Raw genomic sequence first — 416 nt, forward strand, 5'->3', positions numbered from 1 at the left:
TTGAAGAGGATCAGAAATGGGAAGAAGGCGAAGTCATGAGCGCCGGGATTTACCCCCTAACCTTTATATAAGAAACAATGGATATTACTGCTACAGGGACCCAAGGACGGGTAAAGAGTTTGGATTAGGCAGAGACAGGCGAATCGCAATCACTGAAGCTATACAGGCCAACATTGAGTTATTTTCAGGACACAAACACAAGCCTCTGACAGCGAGAATCAACAGTGATAATTCCGTTACGTTACATTCATGGCTTGATCGCTACGAAAAAATCCTGGCCAGCAGAGGAATCAAGCAGAAGACACTCATAAATTACATGAGCAAAATTAAAGCAATAAGGAGGGGTCTGCCTGATGCTCCACTTGAAGACATCACCACAAAAGAAATTGCGGCAATGCTCAATGGATACATAGACG

General features: G+C 43.8%; 1 protein-coding gene. It reads left to right on the forward strand.

What is annotated here, in order from left to right; all coding sequences use genetic code 11:
* Positions 1-16: 16 nt before the first annotated feature.
* Positions 17-416: phage integrase Arm DNA-binding domain-containing protein (locus CBF90_RS16565; RefSeq protein ID WP_172407890.1), on the forward strand; the 400-nt coding region annotated here is incomplete at its 3' end.

It is taken from the genome of Microbacterium sp. AISO3 (assembly GCF_002204305.1).
Lineage (GTDB): Bacteria > Actinomycetota > Actinomycetes > Actinomycetales > Microbacteriaceae > Microbacterium > Microbacterium arborescens.